This window comes from Streptosporangium nanhuense, assembly GCF_059358815.1.
In genome coordinates this window covers 213694-239484 of sequence record NZ_JCADBG010000009.1, presented here as the reverse complement: position 1 = coordinate 239484, position 25791 = coordinate 213694, and the positions used below count along the sequence as shown (strand labels likewise).

The 25791-nt window shown below is 71.6% G+C and carries 28 protein-coding genes; 11 read left to right on the top strand and 17 right to left on the bottom strand.

The features are described 5' to 3' along the window. Nucleotides 1-4 precede the first annotated feature (4 nt). Nucleotides 5-490, bottom strand: a complete 486-nt coding sequence (locus tag AC5L38_RS19520; protein WP_495244221.1) for a MarR family winged helix-turn-helix transcriptional regulator — start codon at nucleotides 488-490, stop codon at nucleotides 5-7. A gap of 267 nt (nucleotides 491-757) precedes the next feature. On the opposite strand from AC5L38_RS19520, the gene AC5L38_RS19515 reads away from it, so the two are divergent. Then, nucleotides 758-1900: an Mrp/NBP35 family ATP-binding protein gene (locus AC5L38_RS19515; RefSeq protein ID WP_495244220.1), complete on the top strand. Its 1143-nt coding sequence runs from the start codon at nucleotides 758-760 to the stop codon at nucleotides 1898-1900. 209 nt (nucleotides 1901-2109) lie between these two features. Here the strand turns inward: AC5L38_RS19515 and AC5L38_RS19510 are convergent, their stop codons facing one another. The 5 genes from AC5L38_RS19510 to sigE form a co-directional block, all read right to left on the bottom strand. Continuing rightward, nucleotides 2110-2472, bottom strand: coding sequence for a sec-independent translocase (locus AC5L38_RS19510; RefSeq protein ID WP_495244219.1), 363 nt, complete (start codon nucleotides 2470-2472; stop codon nucleotides 2110-2112). A gap of 104 nt (nucleotides 2473-2576) precedes the next feature. Beyond that, a complete protein-coding gene (locus tag AC5L38_RS19505) occupies nucleotides 2577-4220 on the bottom strand; it encodes a S1C family serine protease (RefSeq protein WP_495244218.1) in 1644 nt (547 codons plus the stop codon). Between the two features lie 95 nt (nucleotides 4221-4315). Further along, nucleotides 4316-5347 (bottom strand): sigma-E factor regulatory protein RseB domain-containing protein, encoded by a 1032-nt coding sequence (locus AC5L38_RS19500; protein ID WP_495244217.1) that lies wholly within the window; start codon nucleotides 5345-5347, stop codon nucleotides 4316-4318. Then, on the bottom strand, nucleotides 5344-5874 hold the full coding sequence (locus AC5L38_RS19495) for an anti-sigma factor family protein (protein ID WP_350972032.1): 531 nt from the start codon (nucleotides 5872-5874) through the stop codon (nucleotides 5344-5346). Before AC5L38_RS19495 ends, AC5L38_RS19500 begins: the two co-directional genes overlap by 4 nt. 52 nt (nucleotides 5875-5926) lie before the next feature. Further along, complete coding sequence (sigE, locus tag AC5L38_RS19490; protein ID WP_329085768.1) at nucleotides 5927-6559, bottom strand: RNA polymerase sigma factor SigE; 633 nt, start codon at nucleotides 6557-6559, stop codon at nucleotides 5927-5929. Nucleotides 6560-6730: 171 nt separating this feature from the next. Here sigE and AC5L38_RS19485 point away from each other — a divergent pair, with 171 nt between their 5' ends. Together AC5L38_RS19485 and AC5L38_RS19480 are read left to right on the top strand one after the other, a co-directional pair. Further along, nucleotides 6731-7381 (top strand): O-methyltransferase, encoded by a 651-nt coding sequence (locus tag AC5L38_RS19485; RefSeq protein WP_362685333.1) that lies wholly within the window; start codon nucleotides 6731-6733, stop codon nucleotides 7379-7381. Nucleotides 7382-7549: 168 nt separating this feature from the next. Further along, nucleotides 7550-7774 carry a hypothetical protein gene (locus AC5L38_RS19480; RefSeq protein ID WP_495244216.1) on the top strand — a complete coding sequence of 75 codons (225 nt, stop codon included), beginning with the start codon at nucleotides 7550-7552 and terminating at the stop codon, nucleotides 7772-7774. A 148-nt stretch (nucleotides 7775-7922) separates the two neighbouring features. On the opposite strand, the gene AC5L38_RS19475 is transcribed toward AC5L38_RS19480, so the two are convergent. Together AC5L38_RS19475 and AC5L38_RS19470 are read right to left on the bottom strand one after the other, a co-directional pair. After that, nucleotides 7923-9446, bottom strand: a complete 1524-nt coding sequence (locus AC5L38_RS19475) for a leucyl aminopeptidase (protein WP_495244215.1) — start codon at nucleotides 9444-9446, stop codon at nucleotides 7923-7925. Between the two features lie 197 nt (nucleotides 9447-9643). Next, nucleotides 9644-9811 carry a DUF3117 domain-containing protein gene (locus AC5L38_RS19470; protein WP_084195322.1) on the bottom strand — a complete coding sequence of 56 codons (168 nt, stop codon included), beginning with the start codon at nucleotides 9809-9811 and terminating at the stop codon, nucleotides 9644-9646. A 189-nt stretch (nucleotides 9812-10000) separates the two neighbouring features. Here AC5L38_RS19470 and AC5L38_RS19465 point away from each other — a divergent pair, with 189 nt between their 5' ends. Both AC5L38_RS19465 and AC5L38_RS19460 read left to right on the top strand, forming a co-directional pair. Then, nucleotides 10001-10783, top strand: a complete 783-nt coding sequence (locus AC5L38_RS19465) for a PaaX family transcriptional regulator (protein ID WP_495244214.1) — start codon at nucleotides 10001-10003, stop codon at nucleotides 10781-10783. A gap of 143 nt (nucleotides 10784-10926) precedes the next feature. Further along, the gene (locus AC5L38_RS19460) at nucleotides 10927-11709 is read left to right on the top strand and encodes an enoyl-CoA hydratase-related protein (protein WP_495244213.1); all 783 of its coding nucleotides are present in this window, start codon (nucleotides 10927-10929) and stop codon (nucleotides 11707-11709) included. Nucleotides 11710-11734: 25 nt separating this feature from the next. Here AC5L38_RS19460 and AC5L38_RS19455 read toward each other — a convergent pair whose 3' ends face one another. Together AC5L38_RS19455 and AC5L38_RS19450 are read right to left on the bottom strand one after the other, a co-directional pair. Then, nucleotides 11735-12301 carry a DNA-3-methyladenine glycosylase I gene (locus tag AC5L38_RS19455; RefSeq protein WP_495244212.1) on the bottom strand — a complete coding sequence of 189 codons (567 nt, stop codon included), beginning with the start codon at nucleotides 12299-12301 and terminating at the stop codon, nucleotides 11735-11737. 17 nt (nucleotides 12302-12318) lie between these two features. Further along, on the bottom strand, nucleotides 12319-13269 hold the full coding sequence (locus AC5L38_RS19450; protein WP_495244211.1) for a hypothetical protein: 951 nt from the start codon (nucleotides 13267-13269) through the stop codon (nucleotides 12319-12321). A 234-nt stretch (nucleotides 13270-13503) separates the two neighbouring features. Here AC5L38_RS19450 and AC5L38_RS19445 point away from each other — a divergent pair, with 234 nt between their 5' ends. Next, nucleotides 13504-13878: a hypothetical protein gene (locus AC5L38_RS19445; protein ID WP_495244210.1), complete on the top strand. Its 375-nt coding sequence runs from the start codon at nucleotides 13504-13506 to the stop codon at nucleotides 13876-13878. Here the strand turns inward: AC5L38_RS19445 and AC5L38_RS19440 are convergent. The 4 genes from AC5L38_RS19440 to AC5L38_RS19425 all read right to left on the bottom strand — a co-directional run bounded on the left by AC5L38_RS19440 (nucleotide 13855) and on the right by AC5L38_RS19425 (nucleotide 17491). Continuing rightward, nucleotides 13855-14442 (bottom strand): LOG family protein, encoded by a 588-nt coding sequence (locus tag AC5L38_RS19440; protein WP_495244209.1) that lies wholly within the window; start codon nucleotides 14440-14442, stop codon nucleotides 13855-13857. The two genes, AC5L38_RS19445 and AC5L38_RS19440, sit on opposite strands and share 24 nt — an antisense overlap. A 9-nt stretch (nucleotides 14443-14451) precedes the next feature. Next, on the bottom strand, nucleotides 14452-15246 hold the full coding sequence (locus tag AC5L38_RS19435; protein ID WP_389910045.1) for an LOG family protein: 795 nt from the start codon (nucleotides 15244-15246) through the stop codon (nucleotides 14452-14454). Nucleotides 15247-15480: 234 nt separating this feature from the next. After that, complete coding sequence (gene dapE, locus AC5L38_RS19430; RefSeq protein ID WP_495244208.1) at nucleotides 15481-16542, bottom strand: succinyl-diaminopimelate desuccinylase; 1062 nt, start codon at nucleotides 16540-16542, stop codon at nucleotides 15481-15483. Nucleotides 16543-16636: 94 nt separating this feature from the next. Then, nucleotides 16637-17491, bottom strand: coding sequence for a 2,3,4,5-tetrahydropyridine-2,6-dicarboxylate N-succinyltransferase (locus AC5L38_RS19425; protein ID WP_495244207.1), 855 nt, complete (start codon nucleotides 17489-17491; stop codon nucleotides 16637-16639). Between the two features lie 69 nt (nucleotides 17492-17560). Between AC5L38_RS19425 and AC5L38_RS19420 the strand changes: the two genes are divergently transcribed. Further along, on the top strand, nucleotides 17561-18385 hold the full coding sequence (locus AC5L38_RS19420; RefSeq protein WP_495244206.1) for a hypothetical protein: 825 nt from the start codon (nucleotides 17561-17563) through the stop codon (nucleotides 18383-18385). Here the strand turns inward: AC5L38_RS19420 and AC5L38_RS19415 are convergent. From AC5L38_RS19415 to fdxA, 3 genes are all read right to left on the bottom strand, one after another. Further along, on the bottom strand, nucleotides 18382-19020 hold the full coding sequence (locus AC5L38_RS19415; protein ID WP_495244205.1) for a DUF4178 domain-containing protein: 639 nt from the start codon (nucleotides 19018-19020) through the stop codon (nucleotides 18382-18384). The genes AC5L38_RS19420 and AC5L38_RS19415 overlap by 4 nt on opposite strands. Before the next feature lie 47 nt (nucleotides 19021-19067). Continuing rightward, nucleotides 19068-20180, bottom strand: coding sequence for a succinyldiaminopimelate transaminase (gene dapC, locus AC5L38_RS19410; protein WP_495244204.1), 1113 nt, complete (start codon nucleotides 20178-20180; stop codon nucleotides 19068-19070). A gap of 94 nt (nucleotides 20181-20274) precedes the next feature. After that, nucleotides 20275-20601: a ferredoxin gene (gene fdxA, locus AC5L38_RS19405; protein ID WP_386244006.1), complete on the bottom strand. Its 327-nt coding sequence runs from the start codon at nucleotides 20599-20601 to the stop codon at nucleotides 20275-20277. A gap of 160 nt (nucleotides 20602-20761) precedes the next feature. On the opposite strand from fdxA, the gene AC5L38_RS19400 reads away from it, so the two are divergent. The 4 genes from AC5L38_RS19400 to AC5L38_RS19385 all read left to right on the top strand — a co-directional run bounded on the left by AC5L38_RS19400 (nucleotide 20762) and on the right by AC5L38_RS19385 (nucleotide 25790). Further along, entirely contained in the window at nucleotides 20762-20947 is a 186-nt protein-coding gene (locus AC5L38_RS19400) for a putative acetyltransferase (protein WP_495244203.1), read from the top strand. Between the two features lie 216 nt (nucleotides 20948-21163). Continuing rightward, nucleotides 21164-22225: an ABC transporter substrate-binding protein gene (locus AC5L38_RS19395; protein WP_495244202.1), complete on the top strand. Its 1062-nt coding sequence runs from the start codon at nucleotides 21164-21166 to the stop codon at nucleotides 22223-22225. 127 nt (nucleotides 22226-22352) lie between these two features. After that, a complete protein-coding gene (locus AC5L38_RS19390) occupies nucleotides 22353-23105 on the top strand; it encodes a class I SAM-dependent methyltransferase (protein ID WP_495244201.1) in 753 nt (250 codons plus the stop codon). 111 nt (nucleotides 23106-23216) lie between these two features. After that, a complete protein-coding gene (locus AC5L38_RS19385) occupies nucleotides 23217-25790 on the top strand; it encodes a hypothetical protein (RefSeq protein ID WP_495244200.1) in 2574 nt (857 codons plus the stop codon). Nucleotide 25791 lies beyond the last annotated feature (1 nt).

Sequence of the window (25791 nt, the reverse complement as noted above, 5' to 3'; positions counted from 1 at the left end):
CGGATCAGTACGGGTCTGTGTCGGTACGGGGGTCGGGGAAGAGCTTGTCGAGCATCGCCGCGCACTGCCTCAGCTCGTCGGCGTCGAGCATGTCCAGGAACTGGGCGCGGACCCCGCGCAGGTAGGTGGGACCGGCCTCGGCCAGCCGCGCGGCGCCCGCGTCCGTCAGGACCGCGAACAGGCCGCGCGCGTCGCTGGCGCAGGCCTCGCGCTCGACCAGGCCGTCGCGCTGGAGGCGGTCGATGAGCCGGGTCAGGCCGCTGCGCGAGAGCAGCACCCGGTCGGCCAGGTCGTTCATCCTCAGCCGCCGCTCGGGCGCCTCGGACAGCTGCGACAGGACCTCGTACGAGGCCAGGGCCAGGTCGTGCTCGACCAGCAGGTCGGCCTCCAGCGCCCGGGTGATGCGAACCTGGGCCCGCTGGAGCATGCGCCAGACCATCAGCTCCGCCGAGCCGACACTCTCTCTTGACTCGCCCGCCGTGAGGGTCACGGAGTAACCTTAGAACGTTGCACGCGCATCTACACAGCGAATTGTCCGAATTCAGTGATCATCACCGGATTCGGAATTCCTCCTGGTGTCCTCGGGTTTCATACCATGGGCTCACGACTCCGACCGTTCCCTGACGGGATCGGCCTCCTGCCAAGCCATATGGGCGCCACGACGGGCAGGTCCCGCCGGTGAGACGCCTCATCGATAACAGACAAGGAGGGACGGCATCCCCCGTCGCCCCAGGGTGGCGTGATTGCCGACACTTCGATGGCACCTACCCCGGAACTGGTGATGGCCGCCCTCGCGACCGTCAACGACCCTGAGATCCGTCGGCCGATCACCGAACTCGACATGGTCAAGAGCGTCGACATCTCCCCCGAGGGGGCCGTACGTGTCGCGATCTTCCTGACGGTGTCGGGTTGTCCGATGAAGGACACCATCACCCGCGACGTCACCGGCGCGGTCTCCAAGATCGACGGTGTGACCGGCGTCTCCGTCGAGATGGACGTCATGAGCACCGAGCAGCGCAAGACGCTGCAGACCAAGCTGCGCGGCAACAAGGGGCCCGAGAAGGAGATCCCCTTCGCCCAGCCCGGCTCGCTGACCCGCGTCTTCGCGGTCGCCTCCGGCAAGGGCGGCGTCGGCAAGTCGTCCGTCACCGTCAACCTCGCCGCCGCGATGGCCGCGAGCGGCCTGAAGGTCGGCGTCGTCGACGCCGACATCTACGGTCACAGCGTGCCCCGCATGCTCGGCGTCTCCGAGCGCCCCACCAAGGTCGAGGACATGATCATGCCGCCGGTGGCGCATGACATCAAGGTCATCTCGGTCGGCATGTTCAAGCCGGAGGGCAACACCCCGGTCGTGTGGCGCGGTCCGATGCTCGACCGGGCCCTGCACCAGTTCCTCGCCGACGTCTACTGGGGCGACCTGGACGTGCTGCTGATGGACCTGCCCCCGGGCACCGGCGACATCGCGATCTCCGTGGCGCAGCGGATGCCGTCGGCGGAGCTCCTGGTGGTGACCACCCCGCAGCAGGCCGCCGCCGAGGTCGCCGAGCGCGCCGGATCGATCGCCGTCCAGACCCACCAGCAGATCGCCGGTGTCATCGAGAACATGTCGTGGCTGCCCTGCCCGCACTGCGACGAGCGGATCTCGGTCTTCGGCGAGGGCGGCGGCCAGACCGTGGCCGACGCGCTGACCCGCACCCTCGGCGCCCGCGTGCCGCTCCTGGGCCAGGTGCCCATCGACATGCGCCTGCGCGAGGGCGGCGACGAGGGCAAGCCGCTGGTGCTGACCGACCCGGACGCCCCCGCCGCGACCGAGCTGAGCCGCATCGCCGCCTCACTGAGCAAGAGGTCGAACAGCATCAAGGGCCTCCAGCTCGGCATCTCGCCCACCCGGCGCGGCTGAACCCACCCGACCGGCTGAGCCTCATCCGACCGGCTGAGCTTCGTCCGACCGGGGCCCGAACCCACCCGACCGGCTGAGCTTCGTCCGACCGGCTGAGCGAGCCCACCCGCACGACACGACGGCGGCGCCCCCTTCACCGGGGCGCCGCCGTCGTCATGCGTGAGCTCTGTCAGCCAGATGGAACGTAAAAACTACGCAAAACCCGCAAATCAGGTCGCGTCGGAGTCGTACGGGGGAATCTCGCCATAGCCCAGCTCGTCGGCGCCGCTCATCGCGTGGGCGGCCGGCTCGGCGGTGGCGGTGGTCGCCGAGGTGGCGTTCCAGTCGTCCTCGAGGTCGGCGGTGAGGTGCTTGCGGACGAAGTTCTTCGGGTTGAGGTCGGCCGGGTCGAAGTCGGCGAACTCGGGCCCGAGGCCCGTCCGCAGGTCGTCTCTCGCGTTGTTGGCCATCCGGCGCAGGTTGCGCAGCGTCTTGCCCGCCTGCGAGGCGGCCTGGGGAAGCTTCTCCGGGCCGAAGACGAGAAGGGCGATCACCACCAGCGCCACGATCTCAGGCCAGCCGAGTCCGAACACGGTGATCTCCTACCGGGAGGATGCCAGAAGCTCCTCTCCGGCCGTACACCGGAGAGGTTCCACACTAATGCCCCCGCTGGTGAGCACGCGCCCCGCCCTCACGCTCAGGAGGGTTTGGGAGAGGGCAGATCGGGAGCGGCGCCGACGGTCACCATCGCGGTGTTCTCCTGACCGCCGCGCTGGTACTTGATCGAGAGCTTCTCGCCGGGGGCCCGGTTGCGGATCATGGCGATCAGCTCGTTGCCGTCCTGGAGCACGACGCCCTCGACCTCCAGGATGACGTCTCCGGGCTTGAGACCCGCCTGGGCGGCCGGGCCGTTCGGCTCGACCGGCTCGGTGCCCTGCCTGGACTCGGTGGCGATGCGCACCCCGACGCCCTGGTACGTCGGGTCGATGGCGACGCCGATGCGTGACTTCTTGGCCTTGCCCGTGGTGATCAGCTCCTGGGCGACCCGCCGGGCGTGGTTCACCGGGATGGCGAACCCGAGGCCGATGCTGCCGCTCTGGCCACCGACCGACCTGCCGAGCGTGGCGATCGCCGAGTTGACGCCGATGACCTCGCCGTTGACGTTGACCAGCGGGCCCCCCGAGTTGCCGGGGTTGATGGCGGCGTCGGTCTGCACGGCGCTGAGCCAGGTCGCCTCGGAGCTGTTCTCCTCGCCCGCCTGGACGGGACGGTTGAGCGAGCTCACGATCCCGGAGGTGACGGTGCCGGTCAGGCCCAGCGGCGATCCGATGGCGATGACCGGATCGCCCACGACCACGTTGTCGGAGTTGCCGAGGGTGATCTCGGGGGCGCCGAAGGTCTCGGCCGGCTTGACCACGGCCAGGTCCGACTCGGGGTCGGTGCCCACGACGGTGGCGGAGGTGGACTTGCGGTTGTTGAACTGGATCTGGATCTGGCCGCTCGGCTGCGCGTTGGCCACCACGTGGTTGTTGGTCACCACGTAGCCGCCCTTGATCAGGAAGCCGGAGCCGGTGCTGGAACTCGCCCCGCCCTCGACGGCCAGCGACACCACGCTGGGCAGGACCTTGGAGGCCACGCCCGCGACGGAGTCCGGGGGCCGGACGTTGGAGCCCGTCGGCGCCCCTCCCAGGCTGAAGGAGGGGTCGCGCCCCGAGCCCGACGGCTTGGTCAGGAGGTAGGTGCCGACGCTGCCCAGCGTGGAGGCCAGCAGCGCGATCACCAGGGCGAGGGCCACCAGCATGCCGGTGCGCGGCCCGCGCCGGACGGGCGCGGGTGCGGGCGGCGGGCCGCCGAAACTCCCCGGCCCCGCCAGGCTGCCGGGAGGCGGCGCCCAGCCCGGTCCCATGCCGAACGCCTGGGCGGGCGGCGGGGGCGGAGCGGACTGGGAGGCGAAGACCGCCGTGTCGTGCCTGGGCCTGCCCGAGGGGTCGCCCCAGCGCTCGCCCGCGAGGCCGGGATCCTGGCCGCCCTCGCCGGGCGGCACGTCCCTGTCGTCGTACCCGCCGTCGTATCTGTCGTCGTGGCGGATCAGCTCGGGCTGGTCCTGGCGCCCGCCCCACCGGGCGGGCGGGGCGCCCAGCTGGCTCCAGCCGTCGTCGCGGGGACGCTCGGCCGGGATGGGCCCCTCCCCCGCGGGCAGGAACTCCGGGCGGGAGAACTCGGGGCCGGGGGAGTCGGCCCGACGGGACTCGGGAGTGCCGTGTCCGCCGTCGGTGAAGTCCGACGGCGTACGCCCCTCAGCATCGTTCGCCTCATGGGAAGTACGGGCATCGTCGGTCATCGAATACTCACCACTCCTTGCCTCGCGGGCGGCCACTCACCGAGTCAACCCGGCAATCTTCCCCTGAGCGGCATACGAGATGTGTAAAGCAGGCCTTATCCGAAGGGATTGACCCAGGAGAGCAGACGGCTCGCGCCTCGGCCGAGCCGCGTCCAGAGATCGGGAACGGGCTCGTGCGGCAACGCCGCGACAGCGGCGTCGACCATGTCAGCCGGCGCGTCGGCAAAGACGGTGTAGACATGACCCCCACTCGCCCAGATCGTCTCCTGCCCAGCTGGGTCTCGAACCCAGATCGTATGCCCCTTGCGCTGCTCCGCATGCCAACCGCGGAGACGTTCTTCGTCAAGCATCCCAGACTGGACAAAAACCGACACGACCGACAGGCCGTCTGAGTAGCCCAGATACAAGTATCCGGGAGGGGTGTCGTGAGCGGCGAACAGTTCCAGACGCCCCGGCAGGGCCCGTGGGAACCGCCAGCCCTCGGCCTCGAGCCGGGGGATCGCGGCCAGGTCGAGGCCGCCGGCGGCCATCACGGGCATCGTCCCCCTCAGCACCGGGTCGAGCGTCAGGTCGACGAAGGCCCCGGCGCTGACGACCCGGCCCCCGGCGTCCATGAGCTCGCGGCGCAGCACCGGGCCCCCGGACTCGTCGAGCCAGTATCGGGCGGCGGCCGTGCCGTCGGCCCGCAGGACGTCCACGAGGCGGGCGGGGCGCCCGCAGGCGAAGCCCTCCCCCGCGGCCACGACCCGGTAGTTGCGGGCCAGCACCTCCAGCATCACCTCCGACGGGCTGGACATGCCCCCCGCCGGGGTGCCGGGGTCGGCGTGCCGTACGGAGCCCGAGGGCTCGGCGCGGACCGTCAGCCCCTTTCCCGGGACGTTGCGCACCTCCAGCACCGAGGAGGAGGCGCCCAAGGCGCCCCAGGCGGTGACGTACTGGGTGCCGGAGTATCCGCGGGAGCGGCCCGCGATCGCCGCCTCACGGAGCAGGTGCAGGCCGGTGTCCTCGCTCTCGACGTCGTCCGGCGGCACGGAGTGCGGGGACCGGACGGCGTGCGCCGGACCGCCCGCCACCAGCCCCAGCAGCAACATGGCGGCCAGGATGACCGTGGCGGGCAGCCGGATCACGGAGAGGGAGAGAGAATCGGCGTCGCCGAACCGCCGTAGGGCACGGTGTTCCTGTGCTGGTTGGCGAACATGTCGACCGGTGGCACGACACGGGGGTTGGGGTCGGTCCCGCCTACCACGAACAGGGTCCCGATCGCCACGGCCGCCGAGGCGACGCCCACCGCGACGTATCCCGCCCTCCGCGCGCGGCGGGGGCCCCCGGCACGGCCCCTGGGCCGGTTGTCGGGGGGAGCGACGCTGTGCATGCTCGGAATGGGCGCGCCGCCGAAGGTGCGTGAGGCCGGAAAGGGGCGCTCACGCGGGGGCAGCGGGCCGCCGGGCTCCGCCATCCGCAGCAGGGACATGGTCAGGTCCGTCGGCATCGCGGGACCGTCGAGGGAGCGCAACCGGCTCTTCAGCGCCCGCATGGCGTCGACCTCGGCCCTGCAGGGGGCGCAGAAGGTCAGATGCGACAGGGCACGGTCGCGCTCGTGGTGGTTCAGCTCACCGTCGACCAGCGCGGAAACGCGTTCTCCAAGGTGACTCATGCGCACTCCTTGCCAAGTGGCTCGTCGTGACATTCGTCATGACTGTGGTTTCTCATGCGAATTCCTCCCCGTGGGTAACGCTCGGGGGGAATTGATCGTTCCGCGGCGCGCGATGCTCCAGCGCCTCACGCAGCTGCGCCCGCCCGCGATGGATGCGGCTGCGTACCGTGCCGAGCTTCACGCCCAGCGTCGCCGCGATCTCCTCGTAGGACAGCCCCTCGATGTCACACAGAACGACGGCCGCGCGGAACTCGGGCGCCAGGGCGTCGAGTGCCGCCTGGATGTCGGGCTCCAGATGGGTGTCGTCGTACACCTGTGCGGGAGAAGGCTCGCGCCCGCGCAGCCTCTCGGCGGCGTCGTCGGCGAGCCCCTCGAACCTGATGCGCTGCTTGCGCCGCGCCATGTCGAGGAACAGGTTGGTGGTGATGCGGTGCAGCCAGCCCTCGAAAGTGCCTGGCGTGTAGTTCGACAATGACCTGAAGACCCGGACGAAGACCTCCTGTGTGAGATCTTCCGCATCGTGCACGTTGCCGGTCAGCCGATAGGCCAGCCGGTAGACGCGCGCCGAGTGCGTCCGGACCACCTCCTCCCATGTAGGAGGTGTCCAATCAGACACGGGAGCTTCGGCCTGGTGGTCGGACTCCTCCACCAGCACTCCTCTCTCCGGGACCACCGCTATCGCCATAGTGCCTGGTTTCGCCCCTTCGTGCGCACTGACTACCTTCAGGACCGGCAAAGGCCGCTTAAACCGTGCAACGCACCGGGGGTGACATGAGTTCCCGATCGGGCCTGCCTCCCTTAGGCTGCGACCCAGCGCCTATATGACTGTGTACGGAGAAAGCGGGAGGAGAGGCCGATGGCAGAGACGCCGACAAGTCCGTTGGAGGCCACTCTGGCCTATGCCGACGAGTTCCACAGGGAGGACGACATCCTGCGGGCCGCGCGCATGCGCGGCGCGGAGGTGGGGGCGCCCCCGATCCTGCCCGGTGGCGGCGCCGCTCTCTGCTTCCTCGCCACCGCCATCAACGCCCGCGCCGTCGTGGAGATCGGCACCGGCTGCGGCGTCTCGGGGCTGTGGCTGCTCCGGGGGATGCGCCAGGACGGCACGCTCACCAGCGTGGACGTGGAGCCCGAGCACCAGCGCCTGGCCAGGCAGAGCTTCGCCCAGGCCGGGTTCTCCGGCGGCCGGATCCGCCTCATCACCGGCCGCGCCCTCGACGTGCTCCCCCGCCTCTCCGACGGCGGCTACGACCTCGTCTTCTGCGACGGCGCCATGCACGAGTACGCCGACTACCTGGCCGAGTCCGTCCGGCTGCTGCGGGTCGGCGGCATCGTCGTCTTCGACAACGCCCTCTGGGGCAACAGGGTGGCCGACCCCGTGCAGCGTGACCCCGACACGGTCGCCATCAGGGAGCTGGGCAAGCTGGTCCGCTCCGACGAGCGGCTCCGCCCGCTGATGATGCCCCTGGGCGACGGCATCCTGGCGGCCGTCAAGCTCGCCGACTGACACCGTCCGCGACACGCCCCCAGGATCGGGCAATGCCGTTCACACGGCTCCGGCAAGCGATCACCAGGATCCCGAAAGAGGCGGGTCGACCCCCTATCGGCCGGAAACGATGCCGGTGAGGCCGCAACGCGGCCCTTTTCCGTGATCATCGATATACAGGGGTGCACCATGACGGTTGCCGCCAAACTGGACAAGCTGCTCGACAAGGAGTACGAGGGGACCGACCTCGGCGCGCTTCTCAACGCCCCGGTCAGCGCGCTCTCCGGGATCAGCGAGAGCGACGCCAGGGATCTGGCCAAGGCGTTCGGTATCAAGACCATCGGCGACCTCGGCCGCAACAAGCACTTCCGGGCCGCGGAGGCCATCGTCAGCCTCTCCGAGGCGAACAGGTGAACAGGTAGCGGGCGCCGGGCGGCGGCCCGCGCACCGGGCGGGCGCCAGGCTCGCGGGCCCGGCGCCGGTCACCGCCTCCCTGGTCACCGTCTCCCCCTGGTCACCGTCTCCCCCGGTCACCGTCTCCCCGGTCGCCATCTCCCCCCGATCACCGCTTTCCGGCCGTCGCCCCCCGGTCACCGTCCTGGTCGCCGTCGTCGAGCCCCGACAGCCATTCGAGCAGCAGGCGCACGCCGTATCCCGTGGCCCCCTTGCTGAGGATGCCCTCGTCCGCGCCGCTGCGGCCGACGTTCGCGATGTCCAGGTGCGCCCACGGCCGCTTGCCGGTGAACTCGCGCAGGAACAGCGCCGCGGTGACGGAGCCGGCGCCGTAGGTCGATCCTGTCTCGACGTTGGCCAGGTCGGCCACGGAGGAGTCGAGCGCGGGAACGTAGTCGTCGATCAGCGGCATCCGCCAGAGCCGCTCCCCACTGCTCCGCCCCGCCCCGATCAGCGCCTCGGCCAGCTCGTCGTCGGAGGCGAAGACCGCGCCGAGGTCCTTGCCCAGGGCGACGCCGATCGCCCCGGTCAGCGTGGCGATGTCGACCATGACGTCCGGGTCCAGCTCCGCGTCGGCGTAGGCCAGCGCGTCGGCCAGGACCAGGCGCCCCTCGGCGTCGGTGTTGAGCACCTCCACGGTCCGGCCGCCGTACTGCGTGATCACGTCGGAGGGGCGCTGGGCCGTGCCGGAGAAGGCGTTCTCGGCCGCGGCGACGAGACCGGTGACCCGCACCCGCACGCCGAGCGCGGCCAGCGCGCCCAGGACCGCGATGACGACGGCTCCGCCGGCCATGTCGGTCTTCATGAACACCATGTTGCTCGTGGGCTTGAGCGAGATGCCGCCGGTGTCGTAGGTGATGCCCTTGCCGACCAGGACCACGTGGCCGGTCGCGTCCTCGGGCTCGTAGGAGAGCTGGATCAGCCGGGGCGGGCTCGCCGAGCCCTGCCCGACGGCGAGGATGCCGCCGAACCCGCCGGAGCGCAGTTCCTGCTCGTCCCACACCCGCACCGCGACCCCCTGCTCGGCGGCGCGCTCGGCGAGCCAGGCGGGGGTCTTCACCGAGGAGGGCGTGTTGGCCAGGTCCCTGGCGAGCGCCACGGCCCGGGCGACGACCTCGGCCTCGGCGACCTCCTTCCCGACCCCCTCGCCGACGAGTTCGAGCGTCACCGGGGCGGACTTCGCCTCGCCGACCCTGAAGGTGTACGTGGCCAGCAACGCGCCCTCCACGAACGCGGCCACCGGCCCGTCCGGGAGCACGATCCTGATGGCGTCCCTGCCCTTGCCGCGCCGCGCCACCGCCGCGCCCGCCTTTCGCAGGGCGGTCGCCGAGCCGTCGCCGACCCCGTAGAGGAGCACCCGGCCGACGGCGTCGCCGTTCGTGACGGGAACCTCGACGATCTCGCCCGCCTCGCCCTTGGCCTTGTGGTGGGCGAGCAGCGCCGCCGCGGGCACCGGCAGCTCGATCTCGGGCGCGAGGTCCTCGGCGAAGGGGACGGCCAGCAGTTCGGCGTCGCCGGGGAGCACCGCTCCGGCTTCCTCCCCGGCGGCGGGCTCCGCGCCCCCGTGGGACGCGGCGGAGAGCCCCTGCGCGTACGGAACGCGAGGCAGGAGCAGGTAGGGGGAGATGGGCATAGGGGTAACTCCAGTCATCAGGCCCGGCCTAGTGGAGAACACCGGGGAGAACACCGCGGCCCTGGCGCGAGCCGCCGTGAGGCGGTCCGGCGGCCAGGGCCGTGTTCGTCGTCGGTCGCGCGGGCCATCGCAGGTGTCATGCTCCCCGAGCAAGCTCAAATAGGGCCCGGCTCCACCACTTCTGTCTTAGATCGAGATCAACCGACGATTTTCTTCAGTTCCTCACCGAGGGCACTTGCCTCGTCCGCCGAGAGCTCGACGACAAGGCGGCCGCCACCCTCCAGAGGAACCCGCATGACGATCCCCCTGCCTTCCTTGACGACCTCCAGCGGACCATCACCGGTCCTCGGCTTCATAGCCGCCATGCGTGTATCCCTTCCTGCTTCGGGCTCCGGATCTCCGACTGACCCGAGGGTGGCCGACGCATTCACGTCTTCTGTGATGTCCTATTATCCCGCCTCCGCACGGAGAATGGGAACGATCAGTCTTAGCGTCGGCTCATCCGGCGATCAAGACCGTTGTCCGAGACCCCTCAGACGACCAAACTTGTCCTCGTGAACGCCCGCGCCGCTCTCTTCGATCTGTACGGGGACCACCTCAGGTCCCGAGGCGGTCGCGCGTCCGTGGCCGCCCTCGTCCGCCTGCTCGCCCCGCTGGACATCGCGGCTCCCGCCGTACGCACCGCCGTCTCGCGGATGGTGCGGCAGGGCTGGCTCGCGCCCGCCAGGCTTCCCCGGGGCCCCGGCTACGAGGTCACCCCCAAATGCGTGCACCGCCTCGACGAGGCCGCGCTGAGAATTTACCGAGTCGGAACGATCACCTGGAACGGCCGGTGGCACATCCTCGTGGTGGAACCCGTACGCGAGCGGTCCAGGCGGGAGCGCCTGCGCTCCGATCTGGCCTTCATCGGATACGCGCCGATGTCGGAGACGACCTGGATAGGGCCGCGCCCCTCCCCCGGGCTGGACGCGATCCTCGACGGCGAGGGCCTGTCCGCCGACCGGTTCGACGCGGTGCTCGACGGTGACCCCGCGGCCCTGGTCGCCAGGACATGGGACCTGGACGGCATCGGGGCCGCCTACGAGGAGTGGATCGCCCAGGCGATGGACCTGGTCGGCGGGCTGCCCGACAACGCGGGCGGCGACCGGGTGTTCGCCACCCGGAGCAGGCTGCTGCACGGCTGGCGCAACTTCCTGTTCCGCGACCCCGGGCTCCCCGCCGAGCTCCTGCCCAGGGGCTGGCCGGGAGAGAAGGCCAGGATCTACTTCGAACACGAGGCCGGGCGGCTGCTCCCGGCCGCCGCCGCCTTCGTCGACCGCCACCTCGCCGAGGCGTAGCGAACGCCTCGGCGGGCACCCGCGGACGGCGCGAGACTCGAATCCACCGGCAGAGCCACATGTTCGGCAGAGCCACGCCAACAGCACAGACAGGGCCTCGGTGAGTTCTCGGGCGGAGCCGGGAGGTCCGGAAGGAGCATCCGTTGAACGACGTTCTCCACTCCGTCGACGACGCCGTCGCCACCATCGTCGTCAACCGGCCGGAGGCGATGAACGCGCTGACGGTCCGGGCGAAGACCGCCCTGCTGGAGGCGCTGGTCTCGGCGGCGCACGACCCCTCCGTGCGGGCGGTGCTGCTGACCGGGGCGGGACGGGCCTTCTGCGCCGGCCAGGACCTGGCGGAGCACGCCGCGAACCTGGAGGCTGGCCGGGGGCTGGACGGGACCGTGCGCACCCACTACAACCCGATCGTCCAGACGATCACCGAGATGGGCAAGCCGGTCGTCGCGGCGGTGAACGGCGTCGCCGCGGGCGCGGGCGCCTCCCTGGCCCTCGCGTGCGACCTGCGGATCGCCTCGGAGAGGGCGAGGTTCGCGATGGCCTTCTCGGGGATCGCCCTGGCCCCCGACTCCGGCGCCTCCTGGACCCTCCAGCGCCTGGTCGGCACGGCCCGCGCGGCCGAGCTCCTGCTGCTCGGCGAGCCCTTCGGCGCGGACCGCGCGCTCGAACTCGGCCTCGTCTCGCGGGTCGTCCCGGCCGGCGAGCTGGACACCGAGGCCCGCGCCCTGGCCGTACGGCTGGCGCAGGGCCCCACGAGCGCCTACGCGGCGACCAAACGCGCCCTGCGGTTCGCCGCGACCGGCTCGCTGGCCGAGGCCCTGGAGCTGGAGGCCGACCTCCAGGACACCTGCGCCGAGACCGGCGACCACCTGAACGCGACCCGCGCCTTCCTCGCCAGGGAACGCCCCGTCTTCGAGGGGCGCTGACCTCGGGCCGCTCCCGGGCAGGGCGTCAGGCCCGGCGTGTCCAGCAGTCGGCCAGGTGGTCGTTGACCAGGCCGATGGCCTGCATCAGCGCGTAGGCGGTGGTCGGGCCGATGAAGCGGAAGCCGTGCGCCTTGAGCTCCTTGGCCAGGGCCTTGGAACCGGCGGTCTGGGCGGGTACGTCCGCCGGGTTCACCGGGACGGGCGCGTCGGGGTCCGCGTGCTTCCAGACGAGGTCGGACAGGTCGACGTCGAGCGCGGCCCGCGCGTTGGCGATCGTCGCCTCGATCTTGGCCCGGTTCCTGACGATGCCCGCGTCGCCGAGCAGGCGGGCGACGTCCGCGTCGCCGAACCCGGCCACGGCCGGGATGGAGAACCCGGCGAAGGCCGTCCGGAAGTTCTCCCGCTTGCGCAGGATGGTGATCCACGACAGGCCGGACTGGAACGACTCCAGGGCGATCCGCTCGAACACCCGGTCGTCGCCGGTGACCGGACGGCCCCACTCCTCGTCGTGGTAGGCGACGTAGTCGGGGGCGGAGGTGGCCCAGCCGCAGCGTACGAGCTCCGCGGGCTCCACCGGCGTCACAGGAGTCACGGTTCTGGAGGTTTCGGTCACCGAGGGTCCTCCGTCTCCCGCCGCTCCCCGGTGCGGAGGCCGACGGAGCCGGGAGACGACTCCTTCGCGTCGGAGGCCCCGGAATCCGAGACCCCGGAGGAGGACGACGGCGAGTCCGGCGCCGAGGACGGCTCCGGCTTCTCGGACGGCCTGGCGAACCGCGACACGCCGGACGGCGTGGCGGCCTCGGTCGTCCCGGTCGTCCCGGTCGTCCCGGTCGTCCCGGTGGTCCTGGTGACCTCGGTGCCGCCAGCGGCCTCAGGGACCTCAGGGACCTCAGGGACCTCAGGGACCTCAGGGACCTCAGCGGACCCGGTCGTCCCGGCGGCCTCGGGGAGGCTCTCCGGCTCGGAGGGCTCGTCGGCCCCCCTGGGCTCGTGGGCGGCCCGCGACCAGCCGGAAGGCTCCCCGGACGCCTCCGAGGACCGGCTGGAGGGCTCCTCGGACGTCCCCGGGCCGTCCTCGCCCGAGAGGCCGGGCGCCGTCCCGCGCTCGGCGCGCGAGACGGCCGGCGACCCGCTGGACAGCTCCTCGGGCGCCCCGAACCCGTCCCCGCCGGGAAGCTCGTACGGCGACTCGAGCCCGCGCGAGGGGGGCTGGGAGCCGGGGTTGAGCTCGTGGCGGGCCTGGAGCCTGCCGGCGAGCAGCTCAGACACCCGCTGCTCCAGCACGGCGATCCTGGTGTCGCGCTCGCTCAGGGCCCCGGCGACCCGGTTCAGGGTCTCGTCCACGCTCTGCGTGTTGTAGCCAACAAGGCTCACCGGGAGCTGGAGGGCCATGAAGTCGACCGCGCCGAGCTGCCCCGCCTGCGGCAGGTTCAGCGGGGGCACGTCGGGGGCGAACTCACTCAGCTCGCCTCCCCGGCCCATGGCGACCACCGTGACACCGGCGATGACGGCTACGGCAGCGAAAGCTAATACGACCAGCACATACGAATCGTGCCACATCTCCGCTGGCCTAGGATCGGATCATGACGTCCTCCCCGGCGTGGAAGCCGGGGGTTCCAGCGCCCGGCCCTCCGGCCGGGCCTGTCGGATCGCGGCCCACGGGCCCGGGTGCCCCCGGGACCTCCCGCGCAGACACGGCACACCCCGCCGCGTACGGAGAGACATGTCCCACCTGGTCATCGCGGCACACCCCGCCCCCGGCGGGCCGGCCCCGCGCGACGAGAGGCACCCCCGGTGACGGCCTTCGTCGTGCTCGGGCCCGACGACCCGGGCGAGCCCGGCTGGGCCGAGGCCCGTTCGGTCGGTGAGGTCGAGGAGCTCGTCCGGGCCGGGCACACCGTGGTCGTCACCCCCGCCCGGCTGGCCGCCGCGTACGTCGGGGGCACAGGGGACGCGGGGGACGCCGGGGACACAGGGGACGCTGACGACGCCGTCGCGAGGGAGCGGGACGCCGAGGCCGCGGAGCTCACCGCGGCCTCGATCTGCGCCTGGGCCGGCGCCCGCGTCTTCCGTACGGGCCGCGCCGAGCAGGTGCGGCTCGCGGTCGAGATGACCGACTCCCTCGCCGGGCGGCGCCCGCCCGCGCTAACCCGCCGTGGCCTCGCCTAGCTCCTCCGGGCTCGGCTCCAGGTGCCTGGTCGACTTCTCCAGCAGCTGGAACGCCTCGTCGACCGTGGTGGTCCAGGAGATGGCGTCGAAGACGTTCGGGCGGGTGAAGCCCGCCTCGTCCATGCCGTTGACCAGTTCCCGAAGCGGCTCGTAGATCCCCCAGGGGTCGAGGATCACCAGCGGCTTGTCGTGCAGGCCGAGCGTGCGGGCCGTCCAGATCTCGAACAGCTCCTCCAGCGTCCCGATGCCGCCGGGCAGCACCAGGAAGGCGTCGGAGCGGGCGTCCATGATCCCCTTGCGCTCGCGCATGTCGGTGGTGACCACCAGCTCGTCGGCCTCCTCGTCCGCGAGCTCGATGTCCACCAGCGACTGGGGGATCACCCCGATGGTGCGGGCACCGCCGGCGCGGGCCGCGCGGGCCACGGCTCCCATGCAGGAGACCCTGGCCCCGCCGCTCACCAGGCCGTGCCCCCGGCCGGCGAGCTCGGTGCCGACCTGCTCCGCCAGCTCCAGATACTTCTTGTCGATCTTCTGACTCGATGCGAGGAATACACAAATGAACACACGCTGACCTTATTCGGCATCGCCGACCGTGGTCATGGCCGCCTTCCGCTCGTCCTCCAGCCTCCCGCCCCTGTTGCTGTCGGCCTCCACGATGATCCGGACCGCCTCGTCCACGTCGTCGGTGACATGAATGAGATCCACGTCGGCCGGAGAGATCTTGCCCGTCCCCACGAGGGTGTTCTTGATCCAGTCGAGCAGGCCGCCCCAGAACTCCGTCCCCATGAGCACCACCGGGAAGGAGGTGACCTTCTGGGTCTGGACCAGGGTGAGCGCCTCGAAAAGCTCGTCCATGGTGCCGAAGCCGCCGGGCAGCGTGACGAATCCGCAGGAGTACTTCACGAACATGGTCTTGCGGACGAAGAAGTAGCGGAACTCGATGCCGAGGTCGACGTACTCGTTCATGCTCTGCTCGAAGGGCAGCTCGATGCCCAGGCCCACCGAGACGCCCTCGGCCTCCACCGCTCCCTTGTTGGCGGCCTCCATGCAGCCGGGGCCGCCACCGGTGATCACGGCGTAGCCCGCCTCCGACAGCTTTCGGCCCAGCTGGATCCCCATCTCGTACTCGGGGCTGTCCACGGGGGTGCGCGCGGAGCCGAAGACGGTGACCGCCTGGGGCAGCTCCGCGAGCTGGCCGAAGCCCTCGACGAACTCGGACTGGATGCGCATCACCCGCCACGGGTCCATGTGCAGCCAGTCGGCCGGGCCTCTCCGATCAAGAAGCCGCTGGTCGTGGGTGGAGTCGGAGAGCAGGTCGCCGCGAACCACCGCGGCTCCCTGGCGACGTTCCGGACGTTTTTTCTTCATGCGGGTCACCGTAGCGCCGTCCCAGAAAAATCTTGAAAAATCTCCATGAAAACATGGAACCGGACTTTGAACAGGGTGCGTCTAACTGCACGAGGGTGCTGCTCGGGACTGAAAGTGGCTTTCCCCGCCAAATGGCCGGCGAGGAAAGCCACTTTCATTTGTACCGGGTCTCTCCAGGCCCCCACGCGCCGAGAACCTCGCGAACAGCGCCCCGGCCCCGAGGGGCCCGGCCTTTCAGGACAGCCAGCCGAGCATTCCGCGCTCGCAGTCGGCGATCTTCCGCAACGAGACGAACTCGTCCTTCTGGTGCGCCAGATTCGGGTCTCCGGGGCCGTAGTTGACCGCGGGCACGCCCAGGCCGGAGAAGAGCGAGACGTCGGTCCAGCCGAGCTTGGCCCGCGGCGTGCCGCCGACGGCGCCGACGAAGGCCGCCGCCACCGGATGGGTCAGGCCGGGCCGTGCGGCGGCGGCGGCGTCGGTGAAGCGGACCTCGTACCCCTCGAACACCTCGCTCACGTGGGCGCGCGCGTCGTCCAGCGACAGGTCGGGGGCGAAGCGGTAGTTCACGGTCACCACGCACTCGTCGGGGATCACGTTGCCCGCGACGCCGCCGCCGATGCCCACCGCGTTCAGGCCCTCGTGGTACTCCAGCCCGTCCACGACGGGAAGCCTGGCCTCGTAGGCGTTCAGGATCGCGAGCACCGGCTGGGCCGCGTGGACGGCGTTGACCCCGAGCCAGGACCTGGCGCTGTGCGACCGCTTGCCCCGGGTGACGACCTGAGCCCTGAGCGTGCCCTGGCAGCCGCCCTCGATCACGCCGTCGGTGGGCTCCATGAGGACGGCGAAGTCGCCCGCGAGCCAGTCGGGATGCCTGCGGCTGAGCCGCAGCAGCCCGTTGCGCTCGGACTCGATCTCCTCGCAGTCGTAGAAGACGTAGGTCACGTCCCTGCTGGGCTCGGGGAGACCGGCCGCCAGTTTCAGGGCGACCGCGACGCCGGCCTTCATGTCCGAGGTGCCGCAGCCGTACAGCCGGTCGCCCTCGACCCGGCTGGGCAGGTTGCCGACGACGGGGACGGTGTCGAGGTGTCCGGCGATCACCACCCGCTCGCCCCGGCCCAGGTGGGTGCGGGCCACGACCGACTCGCCGTCGCGCTCGACGGTCAGGTGCCCGAGCGGCCGCAGTGCCTCCTCCACGGCGTCGGCCAGGGCCTTCTCGCCGCCGCTGACCGACTCGACGTCCACGATCCTGGCGGTGAGCTCCCCGACATCCTGCGTGAGGTCCAGACGCGTACTCATGCCCGCGACCCTAGTACTCGTACCGGATCCGGGCCGAGTCCGGCTCCGCGGGTCCGGCTCCGTAGGAGACCCCGCACCGGGGCCGGGAGGCGGCCTACTCGTGCAGGAGGCGGTCGAGTTCGGCCCGGCCGGGCCGGTGGCCCTCCGCCAGGCGTTCGAGCACCAGGACGCAGCGCAGGCCGAAGCCGCCGCCGGGAAACTCGCGCCACCGGGTGCCCCCGGTCGCCACGCACCAGTCGGGGACGCGCCCGCGGTCCAGTTCCTCGCCCGTCCGCACGTCGACGACCGGGGTCGAGCCCGACAGGACCGTCCCCGCCCCGACCACGGCGCCCCGGCCCACCCGGGCCCCGTCGACGATCACGGCCCGGCCGCCGATCAGCGCGCCGTCCTCGACGACCACGGGCGCCGGTCCCGGCGGCTCCCCGGCCGCGTGGGGGTCCTCCTCGCCGTCCCGGCCGCCGGTCTCGCCGACACCGGCTCCCCCGGACAGGCGCACGTTCCTGCCGATCTGGACGCCCGCGCCGATCGACACCCAGGCGCCCACCGTGCTGCCCTCGTCCACGTGGGCGCCGATGTCGACGAACGAGGGCATCAGCACGACACCCGGCGCCAGGTAGGAGCCCCAGCGGGCGATCGCCCCCGGCACGACGCGCACCCCCTCGACGGAGGTCTTGAGCGGGACGCGGTCGTGGTGGTGGAAGTCGCCCACCTGGGACCTGGCCATGCCGAGCACCCGGAACGCGAGCATGACGGCCCGCCGGGCGCGCTCGTCCACGACCACCTCGCCGGCGCGGGAGACCTCGGCCACCCTGGCCTTGCCGCTGTCGAGCATGTCCACCGCGCTGACCACGACGGCACGGGCCTCGGTGTCGGCGGGACTCAGCTCGGCCCTGCGCCACCACAGCTCGTCGACGGCCGCGGGCAACGGGCTGGCATCGCTCTGCGTCATGGCCCGGAGCCTACGTTCGCGGGGTTCTACCGGACCGCGCAATCGCGGGGGACCTGTAGGTTCTTGACCGTGCGACGGCGCTTCTCAAAAGGGGTCATCGCGATCATCGTGATCGTGACCGTGCTCGCGGTGGCCATCACCGTGGGTCTCTTCACCCTGCTCCGGCGGGTGACACCGCTCGTCGACCTCGGCGAGGGCTGCAAGATCACGACACCGGAGGGCTCGGTGGAGCTGGATCTCGAACAGGCCAAGGTGGCCGCGGTGATCGCGGTCGTGGCGGCCCGCAGGAAGCTGCCCGAGCGGGCCGTGGTGATCGCCTACGCCACCGCCATCCAGGAGTCCAAGCTGGAGAACCTCCCCGGCGGCGACCGCGACTCGGTCGGCGTGTTCCAGCAGCGCCCCTCCCAGGGGTGGGGCGCTCCCAAGCAGCTCGTCGACCCCGTCTACGCCTCGGGGAGGTTCTTCGCCGCGCTGGTGAAGGTGAAGGGGTACCGGAAGCTGCCGCTCCACGAGGCGGCCCAGGAGGTGCAGCGCTCGGCCGACGGGTCGGCGTACGCCCAGCACGAGGACGACGGGAAGATCCTCGCCGCCGGGTTCACCGGGCGGGTGCCCGGGGCCGTGCACTGCTGGTTCCCCGTCCCGACGGGCAAGACCCCCCTTCCCGACGAGCGGGGGGCCGAGCGCGGGCTCGCCAGGGCCCTGGGGCCGGGGAAGTCCTTCGAGGCCCCCTCGCGCAGGCGCGGCTGGCTGGTGGCCGCCTGGTCGATCGCCCACGCCAAGACGTTCGGGCTGACCGGGATCCGCTACGACGGCCGGTCGTGGGTCTCCGCGAAGGGCCACGACGGCTGGAAGGCCGACCCCGCCTTGTCCGCCGGGAGGGTCGAGCTCTCCTAGCCGCCCTTCTTCTCGATCCTGATCGTGCCGGGGGCCAGGGGCTGGGCGTGGGAGGAGCTCCAGCGCTTGCCCTGGAGGCGTTCGAAGCTGAGCAGGCGGCCGTCGGCGGCCCGGTAGTCGGCGAAGTCGAGCAGGCCCCGCTCGGGCATCGAGGTGACGCCCTCACCGCGGAAGGCCGCGGTGCCCCGGTCGACGGGGAAGAAGTCGACCCCCTCGACGCTCAGCGTGGCCTTGGCGGGGATCATGCCCTCGGTGGGCACCTGCGTCCACAGCAGCACCTCCAGGTGCGGAGGCTCACCGGCCGTCAGGCCGTCGTGCATCTGGATCGACAGCCACTGGTAGCGCCGGGTGCCGTCGTCGAGGAGGTACTCGGTCCACTGGGTGCCCTGCCACGACAGGTACAGGGCACCGAGGACGCGGCTGCGCACGCCCTGGCAGTCGATCGTGTCGCCGACCTTGATCGTGCGCGGGTCGGGGTAGTCGATGCCGACACGGCCCATGGACGGTTGGGCTCGCGGCTGCGCGGCTTCAACCGAGGGGAGGGGGGTCTCGCCGGAACGCTCGGAATCGCCGGCCTTCCTGTCCTGACGCGTCGTCGCGAAGAACGCGCCGAGCAACAGGACGAGTGTGGCCACGCTCAATCCAAGTATCACGGCGACCTCGGGGGTCATGCCGCGCGATCCTACTGGAGGCGGCGCACCGCCGCACTGATGCGTTCGTCACCGGCCGTCACGGCGATCCTGACGTGCCGCTCGCCGGCGGTCCCGTAGAAGTCGCCGGGCGCGACCAGGATTCCCCGGTCGGCCAGCGCGCGGACCTGGTCCCAGCAGCCCGCCCCGTTGGACGCCCACAGATACAGGCCCGCGGTGGAGTGCTCGATCTTCCAGCCGGCCGCCTCCAGCGCGGGACGCAGCGCCGCGCGGCGGGCGGCGTAGCGGGCCCGCTGCTCCTCGGCGTGCTCGTCGTCGTCCAGGGCCACGGCCATCGCCGCCTGGACCGGCGCGGGCATGATCATGCCCGCGTGCTTGCGTATCTCCAGCAGCCGCTTGATCAGCACGGGGTCGCCCGCGACGAAACCGGCCCGGTAACCGGCCAGGTTGGAGCGCTTGGACAGCGAGTGCACCGCGAGCAGGCCCTCGTGCGAGCCGCCGCAGACGTCCGGGTGCAGGACCGAGACCGGCCGCTCCTCCCAGCCCAGCTCGATGTAGCACTCGTCGGAGGCCACGACCGCGCCGTGCTCGCGCGCCCACGAGACGACCTTGCGCAGGTGCTCGGCGGGCAGGACCCTGCCGGTCGGGTTGGACGGGGAGTTCACCCAGACCAGCGGCACCCGCTCGGGCCCGAGGGGAAGCAGCCCGTCGGTGGCGTACGGCTCGGCGCCCGCGAGGCGCGCCCCCACGTCGTAGGTGGGGTAGGCCAGCTCGGGGAAGATCACCCGCTGCCCGGGGCCGGCGCCGAGCAGCGTCGGCAGCCAGGCCACGAACTCCTTGGAACCGATCAGCGGCAGCACGTCCGCCTGGTCGACGGTCACACCGTGCCTGCGTCGCAGCCAGCCCGCGGCGGCCGAGCGCAGGCGCTCCGTGCCGTACGTCAGCGGGTATCCGGGGCTGTCGGAGGCGTCCGCGAGAGCCTGCCGCACGACGGCGGGCACCGGGTCGACGGGAGTGCCCACCGACAGGTCGACGATCCCGTCGGGATGCGACGCCGCCAGCTCCTTCAGCGGCGTGAGCCGGTCCCACGGGAAGTCGGGCAGCCCGTTCACGGGGGCCTCCGGCCGGTCGGGTGTGACGTTCATGGTGATCAGCCGTCGTCCTTCGCTGAAGCGGGTCTGCCGGAGGCGGTCACCGGAGAGGAACGGCCGTCGCGACCGTCCCCTCCGGCACCTGCTCCTAGTGGCTCTCGGCCTGCGGGGGCAGGGCCGCGACGACTGGGTGGTCCTTCTCGATCTTGCCGACCTTGGAGGCGCCGCCGGGCGACCCCATGTCCTCGAAGAAGTCCACGTTCGCCTTGTAGAAGTCCTTCCACTGCTCGGGCAGGTCGTCCTCGTAGAAGATGGCCTCCACCGGGCAGACGGGTTCGCACGCGCCACAGTCGACGCATTCGTCGGGGTGAATGTAGAGCATTCGCTCACCCTCGTAGATGCAATCGACGGGGCACTCCTCGATGCACGCCTTGTCCAGGACGTCCACGCAAGGCTGCGCGATGACGTAGGTCACCTCGGGCTCCTTCTTCTTTACGCACCTAGGCACGACTTCGACCGCGAGTTGCTAAGCCCTAGTATTGCCGTGCCTGCCATGTGTCTGAAACGGGAGGGGGCAAAAGCCGATGGCCCTTGGTTTCAGCGCTCGCCTGAACATCACCATAACCCCTTCCGACGTGGGCAAAAGAGTCACCACTCGGAGACGGGTCCCCGAAGGGTTCCGCGACGCGGTGGGTGAGCTGGAGTTCTGGCGTGACGGCGTGCTCGGCGTACGGAGGCGAAACGGCGTCCTGGTCGAGATCGACGAGGAGACGCTCGCCGCGGCGAAGGTCGTCCCGGACTCCCCGCGCCCGCGCCCTTGAACGGACCGGCTCTCAAGCCGGTGAACGGGCCGGAGCCCGCATCCGGGTGTGAACGGAGCGGCCGGTCTCGGGCATTGGCGAAGTGCCGGCGCGACGCGCGCGGACGACGTCCGGCCCCTCGCCGGGTAAGCCGCTCGCCAAGACACGTGTAAGCCGTTCGTTAAGAAGGGTCGCGCCTGCTCGACCAGACGAATGACAGCGGAGAGTATTCCGCTCGTGACCGTACGTACCAGCGCCGCAGCCGCCGTGATCCTCACGGCCACGATCGCCGGATGTGGCGCCCCGGCTCCTCAGAACGTCCAATTCCCGCCCCTCAACACGCAGGCCGCCTCCCTGAAGGAGGGCTTCGCGACGATGGAGCGCCTCGTCGAGGCGGCCAGGAAGGAGGGGGCGCTCACGGTGATCGCGCTGCCGCGCGACTGGGTGAACTACGGCGAGATCATCGACACCTTCTCGGAGGAGTACGGGATCAAGGTCAGCCAGCTGGAGCCCGACGCCAGCAGCGCCAGGGAGATCGCCGCCGCGGCCGAGCTCAAGCCGGACGTGTTCGACCTGAGCATGGACGTCGCCGCGGCCAGGTCCGCCCTCTTCGCGCCGTACAAGGTCCAGGGCTGGCAGGACATCCCCGACCGCCTGAAGGACCACAGGGGGCTCTGGTACGCCGGTTACGGCGGATACATGTCCATCGGCTACGACCCGAGCAAGGTCGCGGCCCCCGCGTCCTTCTCCGACCTGCTCAAGCCGGGGCACAGCGTCGCGCTGCCCGGCGATCCCCGGGAGGTCTCCGCGGCCTTCAACGGGGTGATGGCCGCCTCCCTCAGGGGCGGCGAGGTGAGGGCCGAGCGGGGCGTGGAGTTCTTCCACCGCCTCAAGGGCGAGGGCAACCTCGCGGCCACCCCCAAGGCGGCCTCGGTGCTCGTCGACTGGGACTACCACAACGCCGAGCGGGCCGCCGCCGACAAGGCGTGGCGGGTCGCGATCCCCGGTGACGCCGTGCTCGGCGCGTACTACGTCCAGGCCGTCAGCAAGCGGGCCCCGCACCCGGCCGCGGCCCGGCTCTGGCAGGAGTTCCTGTTCTCCGACAGGGGCCAGAACCTGTTCCTGAAGGGTTACGCCCGCCCGGTCAGGATGGAGGCCCTGCAGATGCGCGGAACCCTTGACCGCGAGCTGGCCGCGAAACTGCCCGCGACCAGCGCGAAGCCGGTGATCCTCTCCATCCCGGAGATCGACAGGGCCAGGGCCTACGTCCAGCGGGAATGGGCCAGGAAGGTGAGATGAACCTGAGGCTGCTGAGACTGATATGTCGTGACTTCCCAGAGGCTCTAAAGTGTCTGGAGAGACCGACAAGAGGTCTCGCGTCTCAGAATGTGAGCTGATCGTCTTGCGATACGACACCCCGAGCTCGATGAGGTGGAACGCTCGCGCGTATGACAGCAGCTTCGGGTACGTCTCGGCGCACGGCGCCCCCCTGGTCGACCTCCTCGACCCGCAACCGGGGGAGCGCATCGTGGATCTCGGCTGCGGCACGGGGGTGCTGACGGCCGAGATCACCTCCCGGGGCGCCCGCGTCCTGGGCATCGACGGGTCGCAGGCGATGATCGAGAAGGCCCTGGCCCAGAATCCGGGGCTGGACTTCATCGTCGGCGACGGCCGCAACTTCACGGTGGCCCAGCCCTACGACGCGGTCTTCTCCAACGCCGCCCTGCACTGGATGGGCCGGGAGGCGGACGCGGTGATCACCAGCGTCCGCGAGGCCCTCACCCCCGGCGGGCGGTTCGTGGCCGAGATGGGCGGCGCGGGCAACTGCGCCGCGCTGACGGCCGCGCTTTCCACCGCCTGGCGGGAGTACGGGCTGCGCGAGCCCGACCTGCCGTGGTACTTCCCCACGCCCGCCGAATACGCCACGCGGCTGGAGAAGGGCGGCTTCACCGTCCGCCTGCTGGAATACTTCGACCGGCCGACCCCGCTCGACGAGTGCCCCGGCGGGGCGGCCGACTGGGTCCGGATGTTCGCGGGTTCGCTGCTCAAGGAGGTGCCCGCGGAGATGATCGACCCGCTGCTCCGCAGGGTGAACGAGCTGGCAGCACCCGCCCTGCGGCGGGAGAGCGGTTGGATGGCCGACTACGTTCGACTGCGGTTCGCGGCCGTACGCCGCTGAACCGCCCCTATGCGCCGGGGCGATTTGCCAGACTATGGTCTGTTCCATGAGTCTCGTTCCCCGGCCACATGGAGTGACTCGGGCGGCTTGAGGGGCTGGTGAAGGGAACGGATGAACTTCTGTCTGAGTGACCTCGTGCCGCCGCTGCGCTGGAGCGACGCGGCCACGATCCCACTTCTGCGCGAACAGCCCGACCTACCGGACGCTTGGTGGCGAAGCCTGCCGATGGCCCGCGTGCTCGCCGTGCTGGGCCCGGAGAGGCTGGCCGACATCCTCGCCTCGGTCGCCCTGAACCACTGGCCGGCCGCCGCCGTGGGTGACGTGCTCCCCGCCCTGCACGTCCTGGATCCGGACGACGCGGACGAGCCCTACACGGCCATCGCCCTCGACCGGGCCGGGTCCTGGCCCGGCCTGCTCTCGCTGACCGGTCACGATCTGCGCGACCAGCCGTTCATCCAGCCGGTACCGCTGCTGCAGGCCCTCTTCACGGCGGTCTTCACGCGCCTGGTGACCCCCGGCCACGCGGCCCCGGCGTCGCAAGCGGCCGGGTCCTCCCGGGCACCCGTCTCCTCCCCCGGACCGGTGGCCCCCCTCGCGCCCGCCGCGAGCGAGCCCGCTTCGAACGGAGCCGTCGCGAGCGGCACCGTTTCGGGCGAACCCGTCGCGAGCGTCTCGAACGGCCCTGTTCCGAACGGCTCTGTCCCGAGTAGCCCTGCTTCGGGCGGCTCTGCTTCGGGCGATCCTGCTTCGGGAGAACCCGCCGCCGATGGACCCGTCGCGAGCGAGCCCGCCGCCGGAGACCTCCCGGTTCCGGACGCTCCGCCCGTCGCCGCCTCCCACCCCGAGGAGGCGCCGGAGACGGGCCCCGAGGCCCTCGCCGAGCCCATCGTCCTGCCGAAGCGCAAACCGCCCCGGGAGCGCGACGCCCTGCCGGCGTCCGGGGACCGCGGCACGCGGGACGCGGACGCCGGCCCCCGGGAGGCCCCCGGGTCGCTCTTCCAGCCCGCCTCCGCGAGGAGGAACCGGCAGGAGGAGCGGTTCCCGGCCGCCCCCGAGGACGCGAGGTCCCCTGACGACGTGAGGCTCGCCGAGGCCATCAGGCTCGCCGAGGCCGCCAGGCCCGCCGAGGCCGGGCTCGCCTCCGAGGCCGGACCCACCGGACCCACCGGACCCACCGGACCCACCGGCGCGGACGCGGACGCCGTCGCCAGGACCGGCTCCGCGGAGGCGGACGCCGTCGCCGAGGCCGAGCCCGTCCTCCCGCCCGGTTCCGGGCCCGTCTCCGAACCGGCCCCCGAGGTCGAGGGCACGTCCGGGGACGACCGCGAGGACAGCTTCGAGGACAGCTCCGAGGACGACCGGGCGGACGACCACGCACCCGCCGACGCCCCCGAGGCGGAGGACGCCCCCCAGCCGGTCGCGAAGAGCGACGAGGGCGACGAGGGCCACGAGGGCCACGAGGGCCACGGGAGCGACGAGGAGCACAGGGCGGCACAGCCCGGACGCAAGAGCCTGCACGCGCTGGTGGACGGCGTCTTCGCCAACGTGGAGGACAAGCGCTGGGCGGTGGCGCAGAACAGGCTGTTCAGCGACGCCCCGGCGACCGTGGAGGCGCTGGCCAAGCTCTTCGCGGTGTCCCCGGAGGTCATCGGCGACATCGAGGCCGACCTGCGCCGGGAGCTCGCCGAGTGGACCGCCTCCGACGAGGCCACCCCGTACCGGGAGCACCTGGAGGAGGTGAAGGGGATCCTCGGCAAGGCCGCGCCCAGGGAGCGGCTGATCAACGCGGCCCCCTGGCACACCCTGGAGCTGCACTCCCTGGACGTGCCGGCCTGGCAGTTCGTGCTGGCCGGCCTGCCCGGGTACCACCTGGTCGACGAGTGGCTGGTGGAGGGCGACATCACCGAGCTGCGCCACCGCACCCGCGACATGATCAGCGGCGCCAAGCCGCCGCTCACCATCAACAAGGCCCTCGACATGGTCTCCTCGCTGGGCATCCACCCCGAGGTGTCCAAGGAGTGGCTGGAGAACGTCCCTCAGCTGCGCATCCTCGGCGCGGGCGAGCGGCCTCCCCAGCGCTCGAACGGCGCCCCGGCCCTGACCGCGGAGAAGCCCGCGGAGGGGACCGGCGGGCCCCCGAACGGCCAGGAGCCGAAGAAGGCCCCGTTCCGCCCGCTGAAGGACGTCTCGCTGACCAGGCGCTGCTTCCGGCAGCCCGACGGCCGCTGGTGGCTGAGGATCGACGTCACCGCGGAGCACCTCGGGGGCGCCGAGTGCCCGCTGCCCAGCGGGTTCGCCGCCTACCTCGGGATGTCTCCCGGTGACGGCCGTACGGTCAGCAGCGCGGTCGGGGAGCTGGTCCTCAGCTGGCAGGACCGGCCCGTGCTGGAGTCGCTCATGACGCTCCTGGAGGACGTGGGCGCCAGGGAGGGCAGCCACCTGTTCCTGACCCTGTCGGACGAGGGCGTGCTGCGGGCCAGGCACCTGCCGGCCGCGGGCGAGGAGGTGGAGGCGACGGCGCGGGCGCTGCGGCTGGTCGGCTACACCGCGACGGGCGGCACCCCCGAGCAGGCCGGGCGGGTCATCGCCACCCGGGTCGGCATGACGGGCCCCGTGGCCACCCCGGAACTCCTCACCCGGCTGCGAGAACGCGGGGACCGCGATCTCCTTTCACTGTTGGCCTGAC

Excerpts from the sequence above, each read along its gene's own strand:
- AC5L38_RS19515 (WP_495244220.1), top strand. The coding sequence starts at position 758 with ATGGCACCTACCCCGGAACTGGTGATGGCCGCCCTCGCGACCGTCAAC.
- AC5L38_RS19505 (WP_495244218.1), bottom strand. The coding sequence starts at position 4,220 with ATGACCGACGATGCCCGTACTTCCCATGAGGCGAACGATGCTGAGGGG.
- AC5L38_RS19495 (WP_350972032.1), bottom strand. The coding sequence starts at position 5,874 with ATGAGTCACCTTGGAGAACGCGTTTCCGCGCTGGTCGACGGTGAGCTG.
- sigE (WP_329085768.1), bottom strand. The coding sequence starts at position 6,559 with ATGGCGATAGCGGTGGTCCCGGAGAGAGGAGTGCTGGTGGAGGAGTCC.
- AC5L38_RS19485 (WP_362685333.1), top strand. The coding sequence starts at position 6,731 with ATGGCAGAGACGCCGACAAGTCCGTTGGAGGCCACTCTGGCCTATGCC.
- AC5L38_RS19480 (WP_495244216.1), top strand. The coding sequence starts at position 7,550 with ATGACGGTTGCCGCCAAACTGGACAAGCTGCTCGACAAGGAGTACGAG.
- AC5L38_RS19475 (WP_495244215.1), bottom strand. The coding sequence starts at position 9,446 with ATGCCCATCTCCCCCTACCTGCTCCTGCCTCGCGTTCCGTACGCGCAG.
- AC5L38_RS19470 (WP_084195322.1), bottom strand. The coding sequence starts at position 9,811 with ATGGCGGCTATGAAGCCGAGGACCGGTGATGGTCCGCTGGAGGTCGTC.
- AC5L38_RS19450 (WP_495244211.1), bottom strand. The coding sequence starts at position 13,269 with ATGTGGCACGATTCGTATGTGCTGGTCGTATTAGCTTTCGCTGCCGTA.
- AC5L38_RS19435 (WP_389910045.1), bottom strand. The coding sequence starts at position 15,246 with ATGAAGAAAAAACGTCCGGAACGTCGCCAGGGAGCCGCGGTGGTTCGC.
- dapE (WP_495244208.1), bottom strand. The coding sequence starts at position 16,542 with ATGAGTACGCGTCTGGACCTCACGCAGGATGTCGGGGAGCTCACCGCC.
- AC5L38_RS19425 (WP_495244207.1), bottom strand. The coding sequence starts at position 17,491 with ATGACGCAGAGCGATGCCAGCCCGTTGCCCGCGGCCGTCGACGAGCTG.
- dapC (WP_495244204.1), bottom strand. The coding sequence starts at position 20,180 with ATGAACGTCACACCCGACCGGCCGGAGGCCCCCGTGAACGGGCTGCCC.
- AC5L38_RS19390 (WP_495244201.1), top strand. The coding sequence starts at position 22,353 with ATGAGGTGGAACGCTCGCGCGTATGACAGCAGCTTCGGGTACGTCTCG.
- AC5L38_RS19385 (WP_495244200.1), top strand. The coding sequence starts at position 23,217 with ATGAACTTCTGTCTGAGTGACCTCGTGCCGCCGCTGCGCTGGAGCGAC.